General features: G+C 57.4%; 19 protein-coding genes. 9 read left to right on the top strand and 10 right to left on the bottom strand.

Annotated features, from left to right (window positions below):
* The first annotated feature begins 328 nt into the window (after positions 1 to 328).
* From CBW65_RS06330 to CBW65_RS06315, 4 genes are all read left to right on the top strand, one after another.
* Positions 329 to 5,728 (top strand): cadherin-like beta sandwich domain-containing protein, encoded by a 5,400-nt coding sequence (locus CBW65_RS06330; protein WP_198299767.1) that lies wholly within the window; start codon positions 329 to 331, stop codon positions 5,726 to 5,728.
* Between the two features lie 123 nt (positions 5,729 to 5,851).
* Entirely contained in the window at positions 5,852 to 6,985 is a 1,134-nt protein-coding gene (locus tag CBW65_RS06325; protein WP_087459141.1) for an NADH-dependent flavin oxidoreductase, read from the top strand.
* A gap of 100 nt (positions 6,986 to 7,085) precedes the next feature.
* On the top strand, positions 7,086 to 7,856 hold the full coding sequence (locus tag CBW65_RS06320; RefSeq protein ID WP_087456135.1) for a MerR family transcriptional regulator: 771 nt from the start codon (positions 7,086 to 7,088) through the stop codon (positions 7,854 to 7,856).
* An 81-nt stretch (positions 7,857 to 7,937) separates the two neighbouring features.
* Positions 7,938 to 8,378 (top strand): Dps family protein, encoded by a 441-nt coding sequence (locus CBW65_RS06315; protein WP_087456134.1) that lies wholly within the window; start codon positions 7,938 to 7,940, stop codon positions 8,376 to 8,378.
* A gap of 32 nt (positions 8,379 to 8,410) precedes the next feature.
* Here the strand turns inward: CBW65_RS06315 and CBW65_RS06310 are convergent, their stop codons facing one another.
* From CBW65_RS06310 to CBW65_RS06300, 3 genes are all read right to left on the bottom strand, one after another.
* Positions 8,411 to 8,662, bottom strand: a complete 252-nt coding sequence (locus CBW65_RS06310) for a transporter suffix domain-containing protein (protein ID WP_087456133.1) — start codon at positions 8,660 to 8,662, stop codon at positions 8,411 to 8,413.
* Complete coding sequence (locus CBW65_RS06305) at positions 8,659 to 9,471, bottom strand: alpha/beta hydrolase family protein (protein WP_087456132.1); 813 nt, start codon at positions 9,469 to 9,471, stop codon at positions 8,659 to 8,661. Before CBW65_RS06305 ends, CBW65_RS06310 begins: the two co-directional genes overlap by 4 nt.
* 120 nt (positions 9,472 to 9,591) lie before the next feature.
* On the bottom strand, positions 9,592 to 10,590 hold the full coding sequence (locus tag CBW65_RS06300) for a DUF3231 family protein (RefSeq protein WP_087456131.1): 999 nt from the start codon (positions 10,588 to 10,590) through the stop codon (positions 9,592 to 9,594).
* Positions 10,591 to 10,740: 150 nt separating this feature from the next.
* Here CBW65_RS06300 and msrB point away from each other — a divergent pair, with 150 nt between their 5' ends.
* Complete coding sequence (gene msrB / locus CBW65_RS06295) at positions 10,741 to 11,706, top strand: peptide-methionine (R)-S-oxide reductase MsrB (protein WP_087456130.1); 966 nt, start codon at positions 10,741 to 10,743, stop codon at positions 11,704 to 11,706.
* A 42-nt stretch (positions 11,707 to 11,748) separates the two neighbouring features.
* On the opposite strand, the gene CBW65_RS06290 is transcribed toward msrB, so the two are convergent.
* From CBW65_RS06290 to CBW65_RS06280, 3 genes are all read right to left on the bottom strand, one after another.
* Positions 11,749 to 12,675: a GNAT family N-acetyltransferase gene (locus tag CBW65_RS06290; protein ID WP_198299766.1), complete on the bottom strand. Its 927-nt coding sequence runs from the start codon at positions 12,673 to 12,675 to the stop codon at positions 11,749 to 11,751.
* Positions 12,676 to 12,792: 117 nt separating this feature from the next.
* A complete protein-coding gene (locus CBW65_RS06285) occupies positions 12,793 to 14,022 on the bottom strand; it encodes an FAD-dependent oxidoreductase (protein ID WP_087456128.1) in 1,230 nt (409 codons plus the stop codon).
* Between the two features lie 81 nt (positions 14,023 to 14,103).
* Positions 14,104 to 16,713: a winged helix-turn-helix domain-containing protein gene (locus CBW65_RS06280; RefSeq protein WP_087456127.1), complete on the bottom strand. Its 2,610-nt coding sequence runs from the start codon at positions 16,711 to 16,713 to the stop codon at positions 14,104 to 14,106.
* A gap of 183 nt (positions 16,714 to 16,896) precedes the next feature.
* Between CBW65_RS06280 and CBW65_RS06275 the strand changes: the two genes are divergently transcribed.
* Both CBW65_RS06275 and CBW65_RS06270 read left to right on the top strand, forming a co-directional pair.
* Positions 16,897 to 18,240, top strand: coding sequence for an AAA family ATPase (locus tag CBW65_RS06275; RefSeq protein ID WP_087456126.1), 1,344 nt, complete (start codon positions 16,897 to 16,899; stop codon positions 18,238 to 18,240).
* On the top strand, positions 18,227 to 18,898 hold the full coding sequence (locus CBW65_RS06270) for a retron system putative HNH endonuclease (protein ID WP_087456125.1): 672 nt from the start codon (positions 18,227 to 18,229) through the stop codon (positions 18,896 to 18,898). Before CBW65_RS06275 ends, CBW65_RS06270 begins: the two co-directional genes overlap by 14 nt.
* A gap of 56 nt (positions 18,899 to 18,954) precedes the next feature.
* Here the strand turns inward: CBW65_RS06270 and CBW65_RS06265 are convergent, their stop codons facing one another.
* Both CBW65_RS06265 and CBW65_RS06260 read right to left on the bottom strand, forming a co-directional pair.
* Complete coding sequence (locus CBW65_RS06265; RefSeq protein ID WP_087456124.1) at positions 18,955 to 19,866, bottom strand: hypothetical protein; 912 nt, start codon at positions 19,864 to 19,866, stop codon at positions 18,955 to 18,957.
* Positions 19,867 to 20,240: 374 nt separating this feature from the next.
* Positions 20,241 to 20,681 (bottom strand): MarR family winged helix-turn-helix transcriptional regulator, encoded by a 441-nt coding sequence (locus CBW65_RS06260; RefSeq protein ID WP_087456123.1) that lies wholly within the window; start codon positions 20,679 to 20,681, stop codon positions 20,241 to 20,243.
* Between the two features lie 126 nt (positions 20,682 to 20,807).
* Here CBW65_RS06260 and CBW65_RS06255 point away from each other — a divergent pair, with 126 nt between their 5' ends.
* Both CBW65_RS06255 and CBW65_RS06250 read left to right on the top strand, forming a co-directional pair.
* Positions 20,808 to 21,284: a hypothetical protein gene (locus CBW65_RS06255; protein ID WP_087456122.1), complete on the top strand. Its 477-nt coding sequence runs from the start codon at positions 20,808 to 20,810 to the stop codon at positions 21,282 to 21,284.
* Positions 21,281 to 21,787: a hypothetical protein gene (locus CBW65_RS06250; protein WP_087456121.1), complete on the top strand. Its 507-nt coding sequence runs from the start codon at positions 21,281 to 21,283 to the stop codon at positions 21,785 to 21,787. Before CBW65_RS06255 ends, CBW65_RS06250 begins: the two co-directional genes overlap by 4 nt.
* On the opposite strand, the gene CBW65_RS06245 is transcribed toward CBW65_RS06250, so the two are convergent.
* Both CBW65_RS06245 and CBW65_RS06240 read right to left on the bottom strand, forming a co-directional pair.
* Entirely contained in the window at positions 21,784 to 22,476 is a 693-nt protein-coding gene (locus CBW65_RS06245; RefSeq protein WP_087456120.1) for a response regulator, read from the bottom strand. The two genes, CBW65_RS06250 and CBW65_RS06245, sit on opposite strands and share 4 nt — an antisense overlap.
* Entirely contained in the window at positions 22,448 to 24,073 is a 1,626-nt protein-coding gene (locus CBW65_RS06240; RefSeq protein ID WP_087456119.1) for an ATP-binding protein, read from the bottom strand. Before CBW65_RS06240 ends, CBW65_RS06245 begins: the two co-directional genes overlap by 29 nt.
* Positions 24,074 to 24,081 lie beyond the last annotated feature (8 nt).

Here is a 24,081-nt window from a genome sequence, read left to right as displayed (position 1 = left end):
CGACGGAAACACATGGCAACACAAAGAAGAGAGTACAGTTGTCGGAAGCAATGTGGTGACCGGCATGGCTTATGCGGGCGATCGCTGGGTAGGCACGAGTGATGGCGGGTATCTCACTTCGCCAACTACTGACTCTTATGAACCATGGAAGGTGTACAGCGGAGCAACCTCGCAGACCAATCAATTTTTGGAGGACGTTGCTTACGGTGCAGAGGGGACAAATGGGATTCCTCTTACTGTACTGGTTGGCTATAATGGAACGATTTTGGTCTCCGATGACAATGACTTCTTCAGCCCCGCTCCGTCTAAAAATGATGGATCGTACCTGATGGCCGCAGCTTTCGGGGACGGAAAGTTTGTTGCTGCAGGCTTCGATGCTGAAGCTACGGCCAGCGTAGTTTACCACTCGAACGATGGGGAGAACTTTAGCGCTGGCACGATTTCAGGCAGCGGTGTGTACGATGTGGCTTATGGCAACAACAAATTTGTTGCAGTCGGCATATCCGGGTTTGTTGCTACATCGACAGACGGCAATGTTTGGACGACGCAGGACAGCAAGACGGCGGCTACACTGAATGGCGTCGCGTATGGCGGCGGCAAATTTGTCGCGGTCGGGGATGGCGGTACGATCGTCTCTTCTGAAGACGGCGTGAATTGGATAACAGAAACGCCGAAAACTGCTTCAGGCAACTTCAAATCGGTCGCCTATGGCCAAAGCAAATTTGTCGTCGTCGGCCCGGCCGGGCTGATGCAAACTTCGGTCGCGGTGGAAACGCCGCAAATCGAATTGACCGACCTGGAAGTATCTTCTCCCGGCGGCATCGATTACACGAAGGCCACCAAGTCGTATACGGTAACGGTTCCGAACGGAACCGCCTCGGTTGATGTCACGCCGACCCTGCCGGCAGTTGCCGGGGCCAGCGCGACGGTGAACAGCCAACCCCTCGTTGGCGGGAAAGCAGCCGTCACGCTGGATGCGGATGGATCGACGACAATCACGGTGGATGTAAAGGCGACGGGTTATAAGGATAACGAATACACAATCACGGTGAATGAGCAGCCGCTGGTCAAACTGACCGGCCTGCAAGTGACACCGCCAGGCGGCTTGAGCTTCCTGCCGAACACGAAGAATTACTCGGTTACGGTTCCGAATGGAACCGCATCTGTTGAGGTCACGCCGAGCTTGCCTGCTGTTGCCGGAGCGAGTGCAACGGTGAACTCTCAGGCGCTGTCCGGAGGGAAGGCAACCGTCACGCTTGATGCAGACGGGACGACCGTGATCGAGGTGGATGTACATGCAACGGGCTATACGTCCAACAAGTATACGATCACGGTGACGGAAGACATACCGCAGATCAAACTGGCCGATCTCGAGGTCAACTCGCCGGGTGGTTTGGCGTTTGATCCGGATAACGACAGCTATGCGGTCACGGTGAAGAATGGTGTTGCTTCGGTGGATGTCACACCGACGCTGCCAGGCGTCGCCGGAACGACCGTGACGGTGAACGGGACCTCTACAACCGGGGGAGCGGTAACCGTCGCGCTGGATGCGGACCGCACGACCGAGATCGTCGTTGCAGTCACCGCACCGGGTCATACTGCGAACCAGTACACGATCACAGTGACAGAGCAAGAGCTGATCAAGCTGACCGGTTTGCAAGTGACGCCGCCGGGCGGGTTGAGTTTTAATCCGAATAATACTACCTACACAGTATCGGTGCCTTATGGAACCGGATCTGTGGATGTCACGCCGTCTTTGCCCGCTGTGGCCGGAGCAAATGCCACAGTCAATGGTCTGGCCCTCGCAGGAGGAAAAGCTTCCGTCTCGCTTGATGCAGACGGGACGACCGTTATTGAGGTGGATGTCACCGCACCGGGTTACACGGATAACCAGTACACGATCAGCGTGACGACCTTGCCGCTGATCAAGCTGACCGATCTCGAGGTCAACTCGCCGGGCGGTTTGGCGTTTGATCCGGACGACGACAGCTATGCGGTCGCGGTGAAGAACGGTGTTGCTTCGGTGGATGTCACACCGACGCTGCCGGGCGTTGCCGGAACGGCCGTGACGGTAAACGGGACCTCTACAACAGGGGGAGCGGTAACCGTCGCGCTGGATGCGGACCGCACGACAGAGATCATCGTTGCAGTCACCGCACCGGGTCATACTTCGAACCAGTACACGATCACGGTGACGGAAGAAGAGCTGATCAAGCTGACCGGCTTGACGGTCACTCCGGGCGGCATCACGTTTGACCCGGATACCAAGCCCTATTCGGTCGCGGTGCCGTATGGCACCACGAAGGTCGACGTGACGCCGGCGCTGCCTCCGGTCATCGGAGCGGCGGTGACGGTCAACGGACAAACGCTGACCGACGGGAAAGTGACGGTCGATCTTGACGGGGCAGGAACAGCTTCGTTCACGGTAGATGTCACCGCACCGGGTTACACGGATAACCAGTACACGATCAGCGTGACGACCTTGCCGCTGATCAAGCTGACCGATCTGGAAGTCAACTCGCCGGGCGGTTTGGCGTTTGATCCGGACGACGACAGCTATGCGGTCACGGTGAAGAACGGTGTTGCTTCGGTGGATGTCACACCGACGCTGCCGGGCGTTGCCGGAACGGCCGTGACGGTAAACGGGACCTCTACAACAGGGGGAGCGGTAACCGTCGCGCTGGATGCGGACCGCACGACAGAGATCATCGTTGCAGTCACCGCACCGGGTCATACTGCGAACCAGTACACGATCACGGTGACGGAAGAAGAGCTGATCAAGCTGACCGGCTTGACGGTCACTCCGGGCGGCATCACGTTTGACCCGGATACCAAGCCCTATTCGGTCGCGGTGCCGTATGGCACCACGAAGGTCGACGTGACGCCGGCGCTGCCTCCGGTCATCGGAGCGGCGGTGACGGTCGACGGACAAACGCTGACCGACGGGAAAGTGACGGTCGATCTTGACGGGGCAGGAACAGCTTCGTTCACGGTAGATGTCACCGCACCGGGTTACACGGATAACCAGTACACGATCAGCGTGACGACCTTGCCGCTGATCAAGCTGACCGATCTGGAAGTCAACTCGCCGGGCGGTTTGGCGTTTGATCCGGACGACGACAGCTATGCGGTCACGGTGAAGAACGGTGTTGCTTCGGTGGATGTCACACCGACGCTGCCGGGCGTTGCCGGAACGGCCGTGACGGTAAACGGGACCTCTACAACAGGGGGAGCGGTAACCGTCGCGCTGGATGCGGACCGCACGACAGAGATCATCGTTGCAGTCACCGCACCGGGTCATACTGCGAACCAGTACACGATCACGGTGACGGAAGAAGAGCTGATCAAGCTGACCGGCTTGACGGTCACTCCGGGCGGCATCACGTTTGACCCGGATACCAAGCCCTATTCGGTCGCGGTGCCGTATGGCACCACGAAGGTCGACGTGACGCCGGCGCTGCCTCCGGTCATCGGAGCGGCGGTGACGGTCAACGGACAAACGCTGACCGACGGGAAAGTGACGGTCGATCTTGACGGGGCAGGAACAGCTTCGTTCACGGTAGATGTCACCGCACCGGGTTACACGGATAACCAGTACACGATCAGCGTGACGACCTTGCCGCTGATCAAGCTGACCGATCTGGAAGTCAACTCGCCGGGCGGTTTGGCGTTTGATCCGGACGACGACAGCTATGCGGTCACGGTGAAGAACGGTGTTGCTTCGGTGGATGTCACACCGACGCTGCCGGGCGTTGCCGGAACGGCCGTGACGGTAAACGGGACCTCTACAACAGGGGGAGCGGTAACCGTCGCGCTGGATGCGGACCGCACGACAGAAATCATCGTTGCAGTCACCGCACCGGGTCATACTGCGAACCAGTACACGATCACGGTGACGGAAGAAGAGCTGATCAAACTGACCGGCTTAGATGTAACACCTGCGGACGCGCTGACATTTGATCAAGACACGACGACTTACGCGGTGACCGCGCCTTATGGCACCACTCAAGTCGACGTTACTTTGACACTGCCTGCTGTTGCCGGAGCATCTGCTACGGTTAATGGCACCGCGACCACCGGTGAAGCAGTAAGTATTACGCTTGACTCCGATGGCACGACTGAGATTCAAGTGAACGTGACGGCTCCCGGATATACGGAGAACCAATACACGATCACCGTGACGATCGGACTCCCGTCCACCGACGCCACCCTGAGCAATCTGACGGTTGATGCAGGCACGTTGACTCCTGATTTCGCATCGAACGTCGACACTTACACCGTGGCGGTTCCGTACAGCGTCAGCACGCTGAACGTAACCCCGACGTTCAATCACGGCGGTGCGACGATGACGGTCAACGGCACGCTGCAAGTCAGCGGCAATGCCGTACCGGTCGCACTGACCGTCGGACCGAACACGATCACCATTCTGGTGACCGCTCAGGACGGCGTTACCACACAGGAATACACGATCGCCGTCACACGCGCTGCCTACGTGCCGCCTGTTGAGGATAAAGTCAAAGGCACGCTTCAAGGCAACATCACCAAGCTGATCGGCAATGGCAACAAGCTCAGCGCGGACGTGTACAGCCCGGATGGCAAGATGCTCCTGCAAGCGGGCGTTGACATCATCGGCGCAAACGGCAAGTTCGAGCTGAACAAAATTGAGCCGGGCTCCTATCGCATGGTGATCTACGTGCTTGGCGACAACGGCACCAAGCTGGCCGGGCAGACGGCGATGCTGTCTGTGAACGCGAACAAGGAAGCGACGGCAAGCGCATCGGTCATCGATCCGTTTGGCGTGGTGACCGACGCGATCAGCAAGAAAGCGGTCGATGGCGTAAACGTCACCGTCTACTGGGCGGACACGGCGCTCAACAAGAGCCAAGGCAGAACGCCGGGCGCGAAAGTGGAGCTGCCGCGACTGTCCCCGATGACGAACAAGAACGCTAACGGCCAAACGACCGGCAAAGACGGTCAATTCGGATGGCTCCTGCTGCCCGAAGGCGACTACTACATCGTGGCTGAGAAAGAAGGCTACGACCAGTACGACGGCCGCAATGCGGTGCTGCACGTAGGTCAAACCGCCGTGCAGACCAACATCACGCTGCAGCCGAAAGTGCTGGAAGAAGGCGTCATCGAGCCGTACATCACCGGCTACCCGGATGGCACCTTCAAGCCGGATCGCGGCATCACGCGCGCCGAGCTGGCATCGATCCTGCTGCGAGTGATCAACATCAAAGCAGAAGCGTCTGTCAGCATCTACAGCGACGTGAGCGCTTCGAACTGGGCGGCTCCTGCGATTGCAGAAGTCACCAAGCGCGGGCTGATGGTCGGCTATCCGGACGGCACGTTCCAGCCGAATCAGCAGATGTCCCGTGCGGAGATCGCCATCGTGCTGGGCAAAGTGAAACAGCTGTCCGGCACGCCGCAGAAGTCAACGTTTACCGACATCGACAAGCACTGGGCGAAAAATGCGATCCTGCTCGCCGAACAAGCGGGCCTGCTCAGCGGCCACACGGACGGCAAGTTCCGTCCGGACAATGCGCTGACCCGGGCAGAAGCGGTCGTCATCTTCAACAAAGTGCTGGGTTGGAACGACCTGAACGTCGACAAGCCGCAGCGATGGTCTGATGTGCCCAAGAACTACTGGGCGTACAAAGACATCATGCGCGCCTCCGTCCCCCACATGTATCAGAAGCTGGGGAACGGCATGGTGATCTGGAAGTAAGTAAAGGCATCAGCAACACAAGAAACAAGCCGGACTCTGGCGTTTGCAGAGGCCGGCTTGTTTGATTTTTAGGGGCGAAGATGGGAATATTGGTTTCAGAAAGGGGTTGCCTAGATGGAGAACATGAGTCCTACATACCAGCCATTATTTGAGCCGTTCACGCTGAAGAGCGGCATTCAGTTGAAAAACCGCATCGTGCTGGCCCCGATGACCACGTGGTCGTCCAACCCGGACGGCACCGTCCCGGATACGGAGCTCGCCTACTACGCGCGCCGCTCCGGCGGGGTCGGCATGGTGATCACCGCCTGCACCTATGTGACGCCAAACGGGAAAGGGTTTCATAATGAATTTGCAGCCGACCGCGACGAGATGATCCCAAGCCTCCGCAGCCTGGCCGATACGATCAAGGGCAAAGGCGCCAAAGCGGTCTTGCAGATCTTCCACGGCGGCAGGCAATGCCCGCCGGAACTGGTGCCAAACGGCGAGACGGTCAGCGCCAGCGATGTGCCGCTGGAGAAAGAAGGCGCGGTCGCCCCGCGTCCCTTGACCGGCGACGAGATTCAGGCGATGATCCAAGCGTTTGGCGAGGCCACGCGCCGCGCGATCGAAGCGGGCTATGACGGCGTGGAGATTCACGGAGCGAACGGCTACCTGATCCACCAGTTCTTCTCCCCGCACACCAACCGCCGCGACGACGAGTGGGGCGGCAGTCTGGAAAACCGGATGCGCTTCCCGCTGGGTATCGTAGCAGAAGTCAAACGCGTGGTGGCCGAGCATGCCAAAGGGCCGTTTGTGATCGGCTACCGCTTCTCCCCGGAAGAGCCGGAAACGCCGGGCATCACGATGGAAGACACGCTGGTGCTGGTCGACTCTCTGGCCGATCAGGGGCTTGATTACATCCATGCTTCGCTGATGGACTTCTTCTCACAGCCGAGAAGCGGCGCCGACACCGAGACCACGCGCATTGAGCTGATCCGCCAAAAAGCGGGCGACCGCGTCCCGGTGATGGGCGTCGGCTCGATCCATACGGCAGACGATGCTCGGCGCGCCATCCAGACCGGCATTCCGCTGCTGGCGCTCGGCCGCGAGCTGATCGTCGACCCGGACTGGGTGGAGAAGATCCAATCCGGCCGCGAGTCGGAGATCAAGACCACGCTCAGCAAAAACGACCAAGCAGAACTCGTCGTGCCCGACCCGCTCTGGAAGGCGATCGTCAACACCCCGGGCTGGTTCCCGGTGCAAGAGCATCAGCAGTAAGCACACCGCCTGCTCCGTTTCGGGGCAGGTTTTTTCAATTTTCCCCTTGACCCTCACGCAACGTGAGGCGGTAAGATCGAAGCAACGGAGGTGATGGTGTGTGGCCTACAAGGTAAAAGAACTCGCCGATCTGGTGGGCGTGAGTGTGCGGACGCTGCATCATTATGATGAGATCGGGCTGCTCAAGCCCGGCGAGGTCAGCGAGGCCGGGTATCGGCTGTATTCGACGCAAGAGCTGGAGCGATTGCAGCAGATCTTATTTTTCCGGGAGATCGGATTCTCACTGCAGGAGATCAAGGAAATCCTGGACTCCCCGGACTTTGACCGCAAACGCGCGTTGGCTGCCCACAAAGAGATCCTGCTGCAAAAGAAACAGCGGCTGGAAGACATCATCGACACCGTCAACAAGACGATCGCTTCGATCGAAGGAGGAACTGCGATGAGCGAAAAGGATATGTTCGAAGGATTCGACATGAAGCAGATTGAGGACCACAAGAAGAAATACTCGCAGGAAGCACGCGAGCGTTACGGCGACGAGGTCGTCGACAAAACGGAAAAGCGCGTGGAGGGCTACACCCAAGACGACTGGGCGAAAATCAACGCCCGCCAAGGCGCCAACATGCAGAAAATCCTCGACAACATGCACAATGGCCCGGCCGACCCGCTGGTGCAGGAAGCGGTCGCCGACAACCGCCAGGCGATCACCGACTATTACTACAACTGCACCCCGGAGATCTTCCGCGGACTTGGCGACCTCTACGTGATGGACGAACGCTTCACCGAGTTTTATGAAAAAATCAAACCGGGCCTCGCCGAATTCATGCGCGACGCGATGCACTACTACGTCGACAACCTCGACACCGCGAAGTAGATGCCCGGGAAACGATGACAGGGTTTTAACCGGCAGGGTGAGGCATACTAATCTGGAGTAGATACTGCCGGAGGTGTGAGCATGAGCAACGATTTGACTGCCGTATTAAACAAACAGATCGCCAACTGGACGGTGCTGTACATCAAGCTGCACAACTTCCATTGGTATGTGAAAGGCCCGCAGTTCTTCACCCTGCACACCAAGTTCGAAGAGTTCTACACCGAAGCATCCCTGCACATCGACGAGCTGGCCGAGCGCCTCTTGTCCCTGCATGGCCGCCCGGTGGCGACGATGCGCGAGGCGCTGGAGCTGGCTTCCATTCAGGAAGCGAACGGCAACGAAAACGCGGAAGAGATGGTGCAGTCTGTCGTCCGCGATTTCGAAACGGTGATGGGCGAGCTGAAAGCGGGCATGGACACCGCCGAACAAGCGGGTGACGAGCCGACCGGCGACATGCTGCTCGCGATCTATTCCGGGCTGGAAAAACACGTTTGGATGCTCAACTCGTTTTTGGGCAAATAAGCAGGCAAGAAAAAAGCTGACACCAAGCGGTGTCAGCTTTTTTCTTGCTGCTTTTCTTTCTTGCCCCAATTCAGCGGATTGAGCTTGGAGCGGTATTTCTTGACCAGCTCCCGTCCGACAAAAAAGCCGCCGACCCAAAAAGTGATCTCGCCTGCGATCGCCAGCCCGGCGACCAACGTGGCTTTGCCGCCGGTGGAAAACGGGGTAAACGGGACAAGGAAGATCGCTCCGTACAGCACGAAGGAAATCACGATCAGGATGATGCCGAGGTACTTCTTGGTCATTCTGCATAACCTCCCAGCCAGTTGAAGATCTCCCGGTCGCGCGCGGCGTGGACGTTTTGCAGAAAATGATCGCCTTCCGGGTAGAGGATAAATTTGTGCACAGCTCCGAGCTCCTGCAGGCGCTCGACCAACTGCAGGGACTCTTCCGGGTACACGCGCCGGTCCTGTCCGCCGTGCTGGATCAACAGCGGAACTTGCAGCCGCTCCGGCCAGCAGAGGGCGGAGCGCTCCCGGTACGGCTTCGGGTTGGCAGCCGGGTCCCCGAACAGTCCGCCATAGAGCTGCTCCAAGGCATGGGGCAGCGGACGGCGGGCCAGGTCGGTCGGCGCGGCGACAACGGCGGCGGCATGGAGCGGCAGGCCGTGGCGGATGCAGAGATAGGTCATCATGCCGCCGCGCGAATGTCCGAACATGAAGAGCCGCGACGCGTCGGCGTACGGCAGCTCTTCGGCGAGCCAGGCGAGGGCAAACAGGTCTTTCACATCGGCCCCGCCATACTCATCGCGCCCTTCGCCGCCGCCGTTGCCCCGGTACTGCGACGCGAGCACGACGTAGCCCCGTGCTGCATAGTCGGCGATGCGCACCAGCGCGGCGTCGTTGAGCTTGCTGAATGAACGGTAGCCGCCCCGGTTGTAGATCAGCACCGGGAGGCTTTTTTCTAAAAATATGGGCCGGGCGATGAAGCCGACCACTTTTAACTGATCGACCAGGTAGATGATCTTCGTGATCTCCACCCGGCCGGCATATTCCGGGTGGACAGGGACAGGCTGTGCGGACACGATCCTGCCGTCAGTTGCCAGACGATGCATGGGAGGTAAGCTCCTTTTGCGAATTCTCTCCCTCCAGTGTAACACTTTTTGCCAGCGGCGGGCCTCAGCAGCCAAGCGAACAGGAAAAAACCTCGCCACTCTGAGCTGTGGCGAGGTTTTTTATTCCTGTTTGGCCAGCTCTTCACGGTCGGGCGAGGTCGGCGGGGCTTCCATATAGCCGTACTTGATCAGCAACTGGGCGCCTTCCGTCCCGTATTTTCCAGTTTCCCCGATGATCCGCACCAACTGCGTGGCGAGGTCGGCGCGCGTGGTCTGGGCGAGCGAGTATCCGTAGATGCCCAGTCCGTACACGTTCAGCGCGACGACAAAGTTGAGGATCAGCCGGTCGGAAAAAGGCGGTTCGGTCGAATCGGTCACCTCCACGCTGACCAACGCAGAAGGAGGCAGTTCGGCTTCTTTCGTCACACTGTCAAAAATCCCGGCGATCTCCCGCGCCAACTGTTTGCCTTTGAGCAGATATTCGCGGATCTCCGGCTCCTGTACGGTCTGGATCAGGCCGGTCAACAGCAGCGTACCGAGCTGGTTGCGAATCGAGTTGATGAACAGGTGGCTGACTTCCAAGACGTTTAACGGCTGCTTGTTGCCGAACATCCCGGCCAGGAAGCTATGCTCTTTGACGAACGAGACTTCTTTTGGGTACGGCACATACGGCGCGCGCACAAAGAGGCCATTTTCCAGCATCAGCTCAAACGTGAAGTCTTCCAGTTCGGCGTAGGCGTGCATGCGCTGCAGGTAGAAGCGGCGCAGTTCGGTGTTGGGCGCGGAGGCGACCGCCATTTGCGACTGCTCGATCGCCACTTGGTTCATAAACGCGACAAATTGGATCACAAACGCGTCGTTGAACAGTTTCGGAGCGCTGAGATTCACGTCTTCCTCCATAAAACCGCGCGGAAGAGGGATTCCTTCCCGTTCAAAAAAGTGGCGCAACGCGGCCAGATGGCCTTTTTGCAGATCGAGCAGCCGCCCGAGCAACTGTTTGCCTTCCGGTTCGTCCATGGTGCGGTCAAAATAGTTCATGAAGCAATGCGACATCGATTCGGACACATAGCACTGCCACAAGCTTCCCAGTTCGGCAGAGACAAGTCGGTTGGTTTGCAACGTGTGTTCAACCTCATTTCGGCGGTGAATGGTACTGTTACATATCTATACCATTTTCCAAACCGAAGGAAAGCATGCGCAGGCACAGAGTTTGAGGTGTGGCTGCCGGTGAGATAAGGTAAACTAAGGATGAAGAGGGAGGGATCACGCATGGACAACAACAACTACCAGCGCGCCACGTTTGCAGGCGGCTGTTTCTGGTGCATGGTCAAGCCGTTTGACGAGGAGCCGGGCATCATCTCGGTCGTGTCCGGTTACACCGGCGGGAACAAAGCGAACCCGACGTATGAGGAAGTCTGCTCGGAGACGACCGGGCATTACGAAGCGGTGCAGATCACGTTTAACCCGGCCGTCTACCCGTATGAAAAACTGCTGCACACCTACTGGCAGCAGATCGACCCGACCGATCCGGGCGGGCAGTTTTTTGACCGCGGGCAGTCGTACCAGACGGTGATCTTCTACCACAGCGAAGAACAGAAGCAGGCGGCCGAAGCATCGAAAAATGCCCTGCAGAACAGCGGGCGTTTTGACAAGCCGATCGCGACGCAGATTCTGCCGGCGCAGGAGTTCTACCCGGCTGAAGAGTACCATCAGGACTACCACAAGAAGAACCCGTCGCACTACAATCGCTACCGTCATGGCTCAGGCCGCGATGCGTTTATTGAACGGCACTGGAACCGCGTGACGAGTGAGCAGCAGCTGCGCGAAAAGCTCACTCCGATGCAATACAAGGTCACGCAGGAAAACGGCACCGAGCCGGCGTTCCGCAATGAGTTCTGGGATCACAAGGAGGAAGGCATCTACGTGGACATCGTCTCCGGCGAGCCTTTGTTCAGCTCCTTTGACAAATTTGATTCCAGCTGCGGCTGGCCGAGCTTCCACAAGCCGATGGACATGTCCAGCATCAAAGGCAAGATGGACACCAGCCACGGCATGGTGCGGATGGAAGTGCGCAGCCAGAACGCCGACTCCCACCTCGGCCACGTCTTCGATGACGGACCGGGCCCGGAAGGTCTGCGCTACTGCATCAACTCCGCCGCGCTCCGCTTTATTCCGAAAGCAGAGCTGGAACAGGAAGGATACGGCGAGTACCTGCAGCTGTTTGATCAGAAATAGAAAAAAGAGCCTGCCCTTTCGGAAAGGGGCAGGCTCCTCTTTTTATTCGCACAGCGGGCCGCGCAGCACCAGCGAGATCGGTTCAGGCTGGTAGCCGAGGCGGTGGTTGAGCTTTTGGATCGGGTCGTTGCCTTGGTGGTTGTAGGTGATCAACTCGTGCAGGCCGACCTGTTTCGCCCAGAGCAGCTGGGCGTTTTTCAAGAGCGAGGCGATGCCTTGGCCGCGCCAGTTGCGCTTGACGGCGGTGAGCAGGTGCTCGGCGGAGGTGTCGGAGATCTCCGCGAGGCCAGCGTAGCCAATCACTTCGCCGTTTGCGATCGCCACAAACGAGCCGTCGAGACGGACGCCCGTTGCGGTAAGCTCCGAGGTGACCCAGTCGGCAAATGCCGGAACGGTCAGCGGCTCGGGAAGCGGAATGTCGGGCAAGCCTTCTGCCGCCACTTCATGCGCGCCTGCGAAGAGGTCTTCGCGATCCTGCAGCGCGAGAATTTCGAGGCCGTTCGGGAGCGCTGCAGGCTCCACGGCGAGGTCGCGCACGTTCAGGATGACCGGGCATTCGCGGGCCACTTCGGCAAAACCGCGCTTCGCCAAGAACGCCAGCGCGTCCGTGTCCGTTTCGACGATGCGGCCCTGCAGGGAGTTGCGGTTCAGTTTGCGGGCGTGCTCAGTGACCGCCTGATAAAACAAGGTGCCGAGCCCTTTGTTGCGCCACTCGGGCAGCACGCGGAGCATGGTAAAGGCTTGCTGCGGCGAGCTGGACGCTTTGCAGACGGCGCTGCCAGCCGGTTGGTCGCCGACGCGGGCGATGAGCAGCAGTCCGTCCGGGTTGTTTTCCAAGTCGTTGCGCAGAGCTTCCAATGTGACCGGTTCTTTGGGTGTCAGCGTGTTTTTGACGATGGCGCAGTCTTGCAGGTCCTGGTCGGTCACCGCAGGGGTGATCGTGAAGGGCGAGGTGTTGGGGGTTGTCATAAAAATCTTCATCCTTTCGATTGTGAAATGTCCGGTTATCGAATGGGAATCAACAATGGTAACGCCCCCTTTCCTTTTTCTGCAAGACCTGCGCCCAGGTAAATTTCACTAATTATATTAGCCTTGGGAAAGAGTTGTCAAGATGCGGCCGACTTCTCTTTCCACATCTTCCATCTCGTTGGCGTAATTGTAGAACCCGAGGAAGGTGGAGGTCGCCTGCGCATCGGAGCCGATCAGCTTGTTAACAGCCGTCTGTTCAGGTGTGAACGGGATGTTTTTCGTGAAAACGCAGGCCATCTGGAAGCGGGACATCATGTGCGCTTCCATCTCGCCTTCATACGCCTCGGCCATCTCGTCCCACGACTTGTTCCAGTCGAGGTGCTTGCTGAGCACGCGTGCGCCAAACAAGGCGTCATGCATGCCTTGGCCAACTGCCGGGTCCTTGAAGGACAAAGCATCGCCAAGCAGCGCCCAGCCCGGGCCCATGCCCTGGTACCAGTCGTTGTCGTAGCCGTGCAAGCCTTTCACATTGCCAACCAAGGTGGCCGCCCGCAGGCGCTCGGGGAAGGTGGTGGTGGAGAAGCTTTCTTCAAGCAGGTCATGAATCGCCCGCTCCGGATCGTGCTTGAAGCGCTCCATCATCTCCTGGTTGGCGAGCGGATACATCACGCCAATCACGGCGAGGTCATCGCTGGTCGGGAAGACGATGGCGATGTTTTCGCCGATCTTGTAGAACTCGACACAGGTCTCGCCGTCCGACTTGAAACCGGAGTAGTAGGCTCCATAGCTCGCATAGTCGGTCGGCACCGCCATCTTTTGCTTCGCCCCGACGAGACGGCGCACGGTGGAAAGACGGCCGTCTGCGCCGACGACCAATTTCGCGTGAAACTGCTGTTTAGTGCCGTCACGGTCAACGCCGGTCACGCCGGTTATGGTGCCTTCGTCGTCGTTCAACAGGCCGGTGACGCGGAAGCCTTGGATACCAGTCACGTCGGGCTGGGCGGTGGCGTGTTCGTAGAGGATGGTGTCGAGGAGGGGACGGCGGATGCAGAGGCAATGCGTTTCGCCGTCCACTTCAGGCATGTCGCCGTCGATCTCGGCGTCTTCGAATTTCATATAGCAGCGTTTGTAGGTCGGCGTGTTGGTCGCCAGCAGTTTGTCTAACACGCCCATCTCGCGAAGCATCGCGACCGAGTTGTTAAAAAAGTTGTGCGTGGAGTAGACATCGCTTGGGAAGGTGCTGCGCTCCAAAAGCAGCACGTCAAAGCCTTTTTGGGACAGCTCATAAGCGAGCGAAGAACCGGCGACGCGGGCGCCGACGATGATGACATCATAGTTGGTTTTCATGAAAAAACTCCCCCTTTTTCCCCATCTTACGGGAGGAGAAAGGAGGAGCCATCCATCGAACGTTATACGGGACGTTATATTTTACGGCTTGAGCAGGCGCTGTTCTTTCGCTTTTTGGATCGCCTGCACGCGGCCTTTGGCCAGCAGTTTGCTGTAGATGCGGTTGAGGTGGAGTTTGACCGTGCCTTCGGTCAGGACGAGCGCTGCGGCGATCTCTTTGTTGGTCCGCCCGGTGGCGAGCAGGTGCAGGACTTCCAGCTCGCGGGCGGTCAATGTATGAACAGGCGGGGCGTCGGGCGCTGGGGCAGCCTGCATCCCGGCGGTGAGCAGCACCCGGTTGAAATAGTTGAAGGAGACCCCTGTCTGCAGCTCCGGCATGTGGCGCTTTTTCCGCACCTCGGCATAGCGGCGGAACAGCGCTTCCTCCTCGTGGGCCGCAACGGCTGGCGTGCGCAGGTAGCCTTGCTGCTCGCCGAGGGTCAGCGCTTCGTGCAGGCGGAGCATGGCGTCATGGTCGTTGCCTTGCCGATGCGCGAGGGCGGCGAGGCAGAGCAGGGCTTCCAGTTCGGTCATCAGGCTGCTCTGCTGCCGGGCCGTTTTGAGCAGAGCTTCGGCCAGGGTCAGCGCTTCGGCGGAACGGCCAGTGGCGGCGAGGGCGCGGATGTAGGTCAAGGTTTCGTACGCCTGGTCGGGACGGAGCGTTTTTTCTGCTTCGACGACCCAGCGACGGACAGGCTCCAAGTTGCCTTTTGCCAGCTCGAAGCGGGTGCGGGCGGCGCTAAGTGCGCCATGCCAATGCGAGTCGAGCGAGTCGTTGTCGCGCAAGTAGGTGAATGCTTCCTGCATCGCTCCGTCAGCGCCTGCTGCATCCCCTTGAGCGCGGAGGATGTTCGCCGTCACGATCACCGCCGGGACGTAAGCGCCGATCAGCTTGACCGGCTTGGCGAGGAGGAGCGCCGCTTCGGCGAACTGCAGCGCCTGCTCCAACTCGCCCCGCTCATAGCAGAGCTCGCTCATCGCCGCCCGCTGAAAGGCGCTGTAGGAAAAGCCCTGCAGCCCGTTTTTGCTGAGAAAGGCGTCGTAGATCCCGTGGTGCCGCCACGCCAGCTCAATCCGACCGTCAAACCCGTAATAGCCGCGAATGAACGGCACCGAGCCTTCGTTCAGCTCGATGCCCAGCGACAAGAGCAGCGGCAGGGAGTCCTGCTCCGGGATGTCATCCCGCGCATACAGCCGGTCGATCAGCTCGATCGCGAGGTCGAAGTTGCGGGTGATCAGCGCGTGGAAGTTTTCGATGATTTGCACTTCTTCGCCCATGCGCAACAGCAGCGGATCGCCCGTTTCCGCCAGGGCAGCCATCGCAGCATGGAGTTGGGCCAAGTGGCGGGGCATCCTGTCATACTTGCCCATCAAAAGCTCCGTCCACGCCTGAATTAACAGCACTTCCGGCCGGGCGGCGACCTCCTCGGGCAACTGCTGCAGCCAGCCGTACAGCGTGGTCAGCACGCGGCGCTTGAACAGGGAGCTGACGATGCGCTGGATCAATCCGCTCGCCCGCTCATAGCTTCCGGCGGCGAGGGCGTGGTGGATCGCTTCTTCGATCAGACCTTGCCCTTCGTACCACAGGGAGGCGCGTTCATGCAACAGAGCCGTTTCCTTGCTGAACTCCTGCTGTAAGCGACTGCTCAGGAAGTCGGCAAAGAGGTGATGGTAGCGGAACCAATAATGGCTCCCGTCGAGCGGAATCAGGAACAGGTTGGCCTGCCCGATCTGACGCAGCAAGCTCTCAGCGTCCCCATCCAGCGTGACCGCCGCGCACAGTTCGCCGTTCATCCGCGAGAGGATCGACGTGCGCAAGAGAAAGCTCCGCACCGCGTCCGGCAGGTGCAGAAACACCTCTTCCATCAGATAGTCGACCACAAAGCGGTGATTCCCGGAAAAATGGTGCAAGGCAGCCGATTGCCCTGCCCGCTGGGACACGACAGCAAGCTGAATCCCTGCCGCCCAGCCTTCGGTGCGCTCAGCGAGCAGGCGCATGTCATCATCACTCGGCGGAGCGCCGGTCTGGAGCGACCAGTATGACTTCATCTCGTCTTCTGTGAATTTGATGTCGGTGATCTCCACCGCCAGCAATTGCCCTTTGGCACGCAGCGCACCGAGCGGAATCGGCGGCTCCTGGCGCGAGATCAGGCAGACGTGAGCCTGTTTGGGCAAGCGTTCGAGGAAAAAGCTCAGCGAGCGGTGCACCTCATCGGACTGCAGCACATGACAGTCATCGAGCACCAGCACCACGTCATGGTCGAGCTGAAACAGCTGATTGACCAGCCAGACCAAGAGCCCTTCGATCGCATACGTCATCGAAGGCTGAAGCAGCCCGGACGCCTTTTTCTCCAGCCCTGGCATCAGCGGGTCGAGCGCCGCGATCACATAGTTCCAGAAGCGCAGGAGGTCGTTTTCGCCTTTGTCGAGCGATACCCAGGCGGCTGCGACATCCTGCTGCCGCACCCAGTCGCTGACCAGTGTCGTTTTGCCAAAACCGGGCGGGGCGGTGACGACGGTGAGCTTGCATTGCAAAGCGTCGGCCAGCTTCGCCAGCAGCCGTTCGCGGGTGACATGGTACAGAGGTTGATGCGGTATATATAACTTGGTGGACAACAAGGGATTGGGAGCAGGTTCAAAGGAGTTAAGCACGTTGTGAACCCTTCTTTCTTCGTAAAAATCACATTGTTATCATAGCACCATCAGTATTCGTTACCAATAACTTGAAAGAATAATTTACCTGGTATGCGACTAGCCCCGTTACAAAGGCAGAATCTATTGGGTATAATGAATGATACGAATGTAAGAACGGTCGCTTGAAAGGGTGAGCAAAAGGTGAGGATCGATTCGATTCAAATAAAGAACTTTAGACTCTTTGAAGAGAAAGAGATTCATTTCAACCCTCATTTCACTTTGATTATTGGTGAAAATGGGACAGGGAAAACAACACTTTTGGAAGCTCTCCGGGTAGGCGTAGGCGGTTTTTTGCTGGGCTTGGATGGTGTCTATGCACGTCATATTCAAACAGATGATATTCGAGTGGAGTGGGAGCAGGTTGGCGATGCGACCGTCACTAAAAATCCGCAAGTTCCCGTCGTGCTCAGATGTCAGGGGCATGTTTGCGATCTGGAGATGACATGGGAAATATCGAAGGATTCGCAATCAGGACGGACACGAACGGCGAACGCCAGAGAACTTGTTTCATGTGCAAAAGGGATGCAAAATCAGATCGTAAAAGAACGGAATCAAAACGTCATTCTGCCGGTGATCTCTTTCCAGAGTGCAGGCCGTCTGTTCTCACAAAAGAAAAACAAATGGGTCGATCCATTTAAAAAAGACGATTTGTCACGTTTTCTGGGTTATACAGACTGTCTGGAATCAGAATCCAATATTAAGCTTTTCGTGAATTGGCTTCGTAAAATGACAACGATCAAAGTGCAGAAAAATAAAAAAATCGGTGAACTGGATGCGGTTGTTCACGCTGTTGAGCAATTGCTTCGGCTTCTGTTGGATGATGAGCAGGCAGAAGTGCATTTCGGATATGATTTTGAAGAAGAAGAAGTGGTTGTTGAAATGGAAGGGGAGCGTTCGGCTCTTCGTGTGATGAGTTCGGGGTACCGGACTGTCATCGGCATGGTCGCTGATCTTGCATATCGTATGGCTCTCTTAAATCCACAGTTGAAAGAATCGGCCATTGAGCAAACTCCTGGGGTGGTGCTGATCGATGAATTGGATCTGCATTTGCATCCGAAATGGCAGTGGAAGATCATCGAATCATTAAAAAAATTGTTTCCCAAAGTACAGTTTATTGCGACCACACATGCTCCAATTGTGATTTCCTCATGCGCGGATGCGGAATTGATTGATTTGCATGAGCACAGTGAGGATGATGTGGAACTGACACAAAAGTCTCCTTATGGGTGGCTGATGGAAGATATTTTGACGTTCATGATGGATACACATGGCCGCACTGTGGAAGTTGAAGAAGAGATCGCGATCCTTCAGTCCCTGCAACTGAAGAAGTTAAAAGGGACGCTCAGCCAGGAAGAGCTTGAACTCTTGAAAGAAACGATGAGACGGCTATCTCAGTTGCTCCCGGAAAGTGACCCTGCGATCTCGTTTGCCAGAATGGACGCAATAGAGGCTGCTGTTCGAGGTGACGGACATGGTGAAAGTTAATCGGACTGCTGAACCGCAAAGCCTGGTTCAAAATGCTGTCGCTTGGAGAAACGAACTATTGAATCAGATCCAAGTGAACGGTACATTTTCCGCTGTGCCCGATAGGTACAAGAATCTTTACAACCAAGCTGATGTCAAAGCGGCATTGGAGACAATGTACGGCGAAAAATGCTGTTACTGTGAAGGGATTATCGGAGAATGCAGTTACGGGAACATCGAACATCTGAAACCGAAAAGCCGGTTTCATGACTTGACGTTTGCTTGGGGGAATCTGCATTGGTGTTGCCCGGTCTGCAACAACAAGAAACGGGACAAATGGAACAGCGCAGATCCGATACTAGATCCGACAGTAGATGACCCTGATGATCATTTGGAGTTTGATCTCGTAAATTGCAAAATTCGTCCGAAAAACTCATCAAGAGCACAGACAACAATTGAACATGCTAAGCTGAATCGTCCTGAATTGGTAGTGAAACGGAAGCGTTTGAAAACTAGAATCTTACGCATTCTGATGCAGGCAGAAAGTTCGACTAGCCAGCAGGATCGAGACTTCTATCGTCAAGAACTGTTGAGATTAGCGGTCAACGATCCGGCGAACGGTGATATAGCTGAACACTCACTCTTCGTAAGAGCGCTACTTGCACAAAGCGGCCTATAAGCTTTTATAATCATCAAAACGGCTCCTCACATTTATCTGTGAAGAGCCGTTTTTAGTTATTTCATCTGGACGAGGATCTTGCACATGTTGATCTCCGCTTCGGCACGCTTTTCCTCGGGCAGGCGCTGCAGGAGGTAGAGGGCGGCGTAGGGGACTTTCAGGCAGTGCGGGTCGGTGTATGTTTTGCCCCAGAATTCCGGCGCGAAGATCGAGGTGAACGACGGCTCGACGATCTCAGTGCCGCGCACCGCTTCATGGTCGACCGGGATGTTGCGGTTGAGCTGCATTTGGATGCGGTGGTTGGGCAGGCCGGCTGCGGTCAGCTCGGGGTAGCCGAGGCGGTCGTATTCGATCAAGGCTTGGGCGTGGGTCAGGCCGTGCTCGATCTCGCCGGTGAAGTGGTATTTCTTCCCGTCGATCACCTGGCCCGGATAGACGTGACGGCACTCATCCATCGCACGCTCGACAAGGTCATCAAAATTCCGGTATTCCGGGATGTCGGTGACTTGGTCGATGGTGAAGGTGCTGTATTCTTCCACGCCGTAGTAGCGGTTGCCCGAGCCTTCCGAGGAGGCGATCAGGCAGTTGTAGAAGCCGTTCACGATGCTCGGAAGCAGCATGTCGGGGCGGTCGAGCAATGCTTTCAGCGCGAGGAAGCCGTATGCGTTGCCATGCCCGGAGTGCGAGAGGCGCGCGGTGTTGGCGCGCAGGCCGTCGATGATGCGTTCGAGCAGCGCCGGGTCGGCTTGCTCATTCTCGTACGGGGTGAACAACTGCGGGTACGTCGCGATGTAGTGATCCGCCATGTTTTGGATGCCGGTGCGGACATGCTCCGGCAGGTCAAATTCGCGATCCATATAGTAAGCAGCCAAGACGGCAGCACCGTAGTGCCCGCCGAACCAGCCCGGTTCCTCACCGGTGCGGCCAAGTGCAGTCAAGCCAAGTTCTAAGTATCTTTCGTTCATCATGGATACCAACTCCTCCATATTTTGTATACACACATTATATACCTTTATGTATAGAAAGTGAAGGGGGAAAAGAAAAAGCACTCCCGATGGAGTGCTTTTTCTTGGGCGCGGAGAGCTTAGCTCCGCACGACGCCGTCCCACGTCCCAGAGCCGCCGTCTTCCAAGGCGGTCAGATCGTTCCAGGTGCCTGAGCCGCCGTCTTCCAAAGCGGTCGGCTGGTGTCAGGTGCCTCCGCCGCCGAATACGAGGAAGGCGAGTGCCAGTACACAAATTGCTTTTTTCATCATTGATCTACCCCCTTCTCAAGAAATTTTATTACAATTAAAACTATTCTGTATATCACAATAAAACCCTGTCGAGATGCGGACAGGGTTTTATTTCAAATTCTCGACGATCCGATCCAAGACGCGCATGCAGACGGCCAACTCATCCGGGTCGATGCCGGCGGTGGTGTCGGCGATCGTTTGCTGGGCCTGACCGATCAGGCCTTTTTGCATTTCGCGGCCTTCATCTGTCAGGTAGATCAGGTTCGATCTCCGGTCGTTGGGATGCGCGACCCGCATGACGAGGTTGCGTTTGATCATGTTGTCCAGCAGCCGGGAGACGCTGGGCTGGTCCTTGTGCGTTGCGGCGGCGAGCGCGTTTTGCGTCTGGCCGTCTTTGACCCACAGCTCCATCATCAAGAGCCATTGCTCATGTGTGACCGGGTAATTTTGCGAAGTGAAGTTCTGATTGAGCCGATTGGTCACCAGCCGCGAAGTGTTCGCCAGCTTGAAACCGATGGAGTTTTCCAATTTGTAATCCTGATAAGTCATCCGTATCATCCTTTACGCTCGCTTCTTATTAGAATACCGAATCCCGGAAGTTTATGCAATTTTTATAGAGGCTCGATACTTTTTTTAGCGAAAAAGGGGCAGGATAGAAAGTGGAGGTCATGTCTAATGGAAACGGCTTTCCTAAGCTCGGCAGGAATCCTTCTGCTGGTCGCGTTTATCTCCCTGCCCAAACGGCTGCATCCCCGTGAGATTGCAGCGGTCTGGTTGGGGTTGGTCTTTGTGTTTGTCACGCTGCTTGGCATGGCGGGGCCATCAAACGGCAAGTTCCTGTTCATGCAGGAAAACCTGTCGACCTATATTTCCATCCGACTCTGGGAAGTGCTGGTCATTCCGCTTGTGATGCTGCTCTATCTGAACGGCAACCAAGCCCTGAAGCGCGGACGTGCCAAACTGCTGGCGGCGCTGACCTGCTTTCTGGTGTTATACGGATGGGAACTGCTCGTCGTCTCTCTCAAGGTGATCAAATATAACAAATGGCAGTTCTGGTGGTCGCCAATTTTCTGGCTCCTCATGCTGATATACGGTATCTTTGTGCAAAAAGGCATGCGCCGGCTGCTCAGGCGAGAGGGGGCGTTCCCGTGATTTCGCTTCCGCAAGACTTTGATCTGAATGAATGGGCGGTGATCGGCTTCCTGCTGCTCACCGCTTGGATCGCCTGGCGTCTGCCGAAACGCTTCCCACTCTCGCTGACCATCCCGCTCTTGCTGTTCAGCCTGGCCACCGCCCGCACGTTCGACCATCTGCTGGCCGGGCCGTTTCTGCATGATCTGTATGACATCATGGACTGGAACAAGCTCGATGCGGGCGACCTGATGACCTATGCGATGTACACGCCGACCGCCTATATCTTTGTCTATTTTTATGACCGCTGGGCTGTAAAAGGGCTCTGGGTGCCGGCCTACATTCTGGGTTGGTCGCTGCTCAGCGCCGGAATCGAGTGGCTGCTGCATCTGGCCAATGTGTTCCAGTACAAGGAATGGGAGATCGGCTACTCCTTCGCCGTCTACATCTTCGTTCAGCCGCTGACCTTGTGGCTGTTTCATGTTTTGCAAAACGAAAAGAGGGTTAGCTCTACCACGAGCTAACCCTCTTTTCGTTTGCGATAGACGCGTTCCGGACGACCAACCACGCCGTACGACAGGTCGGCGCTGACTTCGCCCCGCGTGACCAGGTATTCCAGATAGCGCCGCGCGGTGGAGCGGGATGCGCCGATTTCGCGTCCGACCGCTTCGGCGGTCAAGCCGTTTTCATGCTGGGTGATCACGGCGGAGACTTTCTCCAAGGTCAGGTTGTCGATGCCTTTGGGCAGGTACGATTCCTTGAGCGGCTTCTGTCCGCCGCCGATCAACTGGTCGATCTTGGCCTGGTCGATCTGGCTGTGTTCCTTTTTCAGATGCTGGAGCTTGCTGCGGTACTCCTGATAGCGGACCAGGGTGTTCTCGAAGCGTTCGAAGACGAGCGGCTTGACGATAAAATCAAACACGCCGCCGCGAATCGCTTCCCGCACCGTATCGACTTCCTTCGCCGCCGTGATCATGATCACGTCGGTCTCGCGGTGGTGCTCATGCATCCAGCGCAGGAAATCAAGCCCGTTCATATCTGGAAAAAAGATGTCGAGCAGCACCAGCTCGGGGCGCAGCACTTCCAACTGTTCCTGCGCCTGCTGCCGGTTGGTGGCGATGCCGATCACGAGATAGCCCGGCACTTTCTCCACAAAGCGGCGGTTGATCTCGGCGATTCGCGGGTCATCTTCCACGATCAGGATGTTCAGCATGTGATGATTCACCTCCGGGCGCGTGTTTCGGAATCGCGACAGTAAAAATGCTCCCTGTCGGCTGAGTGGCCGAGTAGGTGAGATAGCCGCCGAGCTGCTCGACCGCCTTTTTCACCAGGGCCAGTCCAAAGCCGCGATGTTCTTCCGCGCCTTTTGTAGAATACCCGACTTCAAAGATCCGCTCCACGTCTGCTTCCGGCACGCCGGGTCCGGTATCTTCAACTTCGAGGATCAGATCGGCGCCGAGGTCGGTCAGAAAGACATGGACCTGCTTGTCTCCGTCTGCCTGCAAAACCGCTTCCATCGCGTTGTCGATCAGGTTGCCGAGGATCGTCACGAGATGGCTCCGGTCGAGCCCTTGCGGCAGGTCGACGAAGGTGCTTTCTTTGTCGATGTCCAGTTGCACTTTCAATTCGTTGGCGCGGTTGAACTTGCCGATCAACAAGCCGCCGATCATCGGGTCGGGAACATAGCGCATGATGAAGTGCACGAGGTTCTGATGCACGTCCGATTCGCGGGTGATGATCTCCATCGCTTCCTGATAGGATTCCAGCTGGATCAGACCTGAGATCATGTACAGCTTGTTGGAAAACTCATGCGTCTGCGCGCGCAGAGATTCGGCGTAGCGCTTGACTTGGGACAGCTCTTCGTTGACTTTGTACCAGTCCGACTTGCTGCGGAACGATGCGACGGCGCCGATCACGTCGCCTTTGGCGCTTTTGACCGGGATGCGGTTGACCATCACCACTTCGTCGCCGACGATCATCTCGCGGTCGTATTCGGCGACGCCCGACTCCATCACTTTCAGCAGCCGCCAGCCTTTTTGCACATCGCGGCTGTACGAGCCGATCAGATCTGAATCGGGCGACAGACCCAGCATCTTTTTCGCCGCGTGGTTGGCCATCGTGACGAAGCCTTGGCGGTTGACAGCAAAAATGCCTTCGCGCACCGACTCCAGCACCGCTTCCTGCTCGCGGTACAGCCGGCCGATCTCCGCCGGTTCTAATCCGAAGATCGCCCGCTTCACGCTGCCGGCGATCGTCACCGCGCCGATGATTCCGGCGAGCAGGCCGAGCATGATCACCCAGGCCAATTTTTGCCGGTCAGGTTCCAGGCGGTGTTCGATGTCCGCTTGCAAAAAGCCGACCGAGACGATCCCGATCACTTTGCCGCGCTCATCGAAAATCGGAGCTTTGCCGCGCAGTGACGGGCCGAGTGAGCCGACCGCTTCGGAGATGATCGATTCGCCGCGCAAGACCGGGGCGTTGTCGCCGCCGACCATCGTCTCGCCGATGCGGCTGGGCAGGGGGTGTGAAAAGCGCACGCCCTGACGGTTGCCGACGACGATGTATTCCGCCCCTGTCTCGGCGCGGATGTCCTCGACGAGCGGCTGAATGATGCTTGCCGGATTGGGGTCGAAAAAGGCCCGGCGCACCTCCGGGATGCGGGCGACCGTCTCGGCGACGGTCAGCGCGCGCATGCCGATCTGCTGATGTAACGTCACGGTCTGCATGTGTTCGATATACAGCCCGATGACGAGGATGATCGTGAGGAAAAGGGAACAGATGAACAGGATCAATTTGGATTGGAGTTTCATGTGCTGTT

This window comes from Tumebacillus avium, from assembly GCF_002162355.1.
Lineage (GTDB): Bacteria > Bacillota > Bacilli > Tumebacillales > Tumebacillaceae > Tumebacillus_A > Tumebacillus_A avium.
The sequence above is the reverse complement of the archived record's forward strand: the minus strand, read 5'-3'. Positions and strand labels throughout refer to the sequence as shown.